The sequence below is a fragment of the Kitasatospora sp. NPDC056800 genome, assembly GCF_042789775.1.
Taxonomy (GTDB): domain Bacteria; phylum Actinomycetota; class Actinomycetes; order Streptomycetales; family Streptomycetaceae; genus Kitasatospora.
On record NZ_JBHUAL010000409.1, the window covers coordinates 1 to 1818 of the forward strand.

Sequence of the window (1818 nt, forward strand, 5' to 3'; positions counted from 1 at the left end):
ATCCCGCGGGGGGATCGCCCGGCACCTCTGCTGTTCACCCGATCGGGTGTGGAGCGGCTTGCCGGAGCACGGCGAGGAGAGAGGTTCCCGGGTGGATCTCGACTACGACCTTTCAGTACCCCACCGTGAAGCGGCGCTGGACGAAGCGCGGCAGCTCCGCCTCGTCGACCAGGGCGATCGCGGCGTCCTCCACCGATATGCGACTGCGTCCGTCCGCGTCCAGGACGAATTGGTCACCACCGGTCCGGAAACGGCCGGTACGCTCGCCGGGAGCGATGTCCTCGGCCGGGCTGAAGTAGGTCCACAGCCGATTCGAGGTTCGCAGGACGGTCAGGGCGTCCCGGTGGCCGCGCACGGCGGCCGCGTACTCCCGGGGCAGTCCGAGCGCGTCGAGGCTCTCATGGATCAGCTCGTCATGGTCGGCGCGCACCACGCCCGGTTCGACCTCCAGGCTTCCGGCACCGCCGATCACGAGCAGGCGCGTCCTGGGGTGGCTCTCCAGTGCCGTCAGCAGCGCGCGGGCGGCAGTCGCGTAGACCGTGGGGTCGGCGATGGAGCGACGGACGGTGTCGGCGAAGTCCTTGGCGGCGTTGCCCGGCTGGAATCCGCTGATCAGCACGTCCAGGCCGGGCAGCACGGCCGCGATGCTCGCCGCGTCGAGGACGTCGACGTCGGCCCAGGTGATGTTCTCGCGGGTCTCCTTGATCCGTGAAGTGTCCCGACCGAAGGCCGAGACCAGGTGTCCGCGCTGAAGCGCCTCGGTGACGACCCGGCTGCCGATGCCGCCAGTGGCGCCGATGACTCCGATGTGCATGGTTCTCCCCTCAACCCGCCTGCGAATACGGCGACATGACGGACCGTCGGTCGCCACGGCGAAAACTATACGGCGTGAAGTTTCGATACGCCAACCAATCTGGTGACACTGTAGAGTGTCCGCATGGCGGCTACCGGGACCACAGGACGACGCGAGCGGCTGCGCGCCGAGACGACGGCCGAAATCAAGAGCGTGGCATTGGCGCTGATGGCCTCAGGCGGCCCCGACGCCATCACGCTGCGGGCCATCGCCCGAGAGATGGGCATGACCGCCAACGCCATCTACGGCTACTTCGCCACCCGCGACGATCTGGTCACCACGCTCATCAACGACGTGTACACCGCGCTGGCCGACGCCGTGGACGCGGCCTGGGAGGCCGCCCCCGCCAAGGACCCGGCGGTCCGGATCCAGGCATGGGCCACCGCCTTCCGGAACTGGGCCGTCGCCAACCCCGAGGGCTTCCGCCTCGTCTACGGTGACCCGGTCCCCGGCTACCACGCCCCCGAGGGCGGCGCCGCCCCGGACGCCGCGCGCCGGGTGTGCACAGGACTCGCCGCACTCGCGGCGGCTGCCTGGCCCCACACCGAACACCTCTACCGAGACAGCACGTTCGAGTGGCCCGACTTCGACCCCGGGCTCCGCGACAAGGTGCGCGAGGCCTTCCCGGATCTGCCCCCCGCCGCCGTCGCACTCGCCCTGCGCATCTGGGGACACCTGCACGGCCTGGTGTCACTGGAGATCTACGGCCACCTCCACACTCAGATGGCCAGCCCGGACAAGCTCTTCCGCGAGGAACTGGCCCAGCTCGTCCGAGCACTGGGCATCCCTCACCAGGGCTGAGCGGCTCCGCCGCGCAGCCCGGATCGGGCTTGTCCCGCGGCCCGGTGAGGGTGAGGAGGAGCGGAACACCGGTTCAGGACCTCGTGCGGGTCGGGGGCCTCACACCTGTCCGCAGCCACCAACACCTGAAAGCAGTTGCGCGAGAAGTCGGCCTGGCCGACTTC

General features: G+C 69.8%; 2 protein-coding genes. One reads left to right on the plus strand and one right to left on the minus strand.

Features of this window, described 5'->3' with window-relative positions; genetic code table 11:
* Window positions 1–112 precede the first annotated feature (112 nt).
* The gene (locus tag ACFRQN_RS40740) at window positions 113–814 is read right to left on the minus strand and encodes an NAD(P)-dependent oxidoreductase (RefSeq protein ID WP_074002472.1); all 702 of its coding nucleotides are present in this window, start codon (window positions 812–814) and stop codon (window positions 113–115) included.
* Window positions 815–937: 123 nt separating this feature from the next.
* Here ACFRQN_RS40740 and ACFRQN_RS40745 point away from each other — a divergent pair, with 123 nt between their 5' ends.
* On the plus strand, window positions 938–1654 hold the full coding sequence (locus ACFRQN_RS40745; RefSeq protein WP_074002471.1) for a TetR/AcrR family transcriptional regulator: 717 nt from the start codon (window positions 938–940) through the stop codon (window positions 1652–1654).
* Window positions 1655–1818 lie beyond the last annotated feature (164 nt).

Bases quoted from the DNA above. Each gene is read 5' to 3' on its own strand.
- ACFRQN_RS40740 (WP_074002472.1), bottom strand. From the start codon at position 814: ATGCACATCGGAGTCATCGGCGCCACTGGCGGCATCGGCAGCCGGGTC.
- ACFRQN_RS40745 (WP_074002471.1), top strand. From the start codon at position 938: ATGGCGGCTACCGGGACCACAGGACGACGCGAGCGGCTGCGCGCCGAG.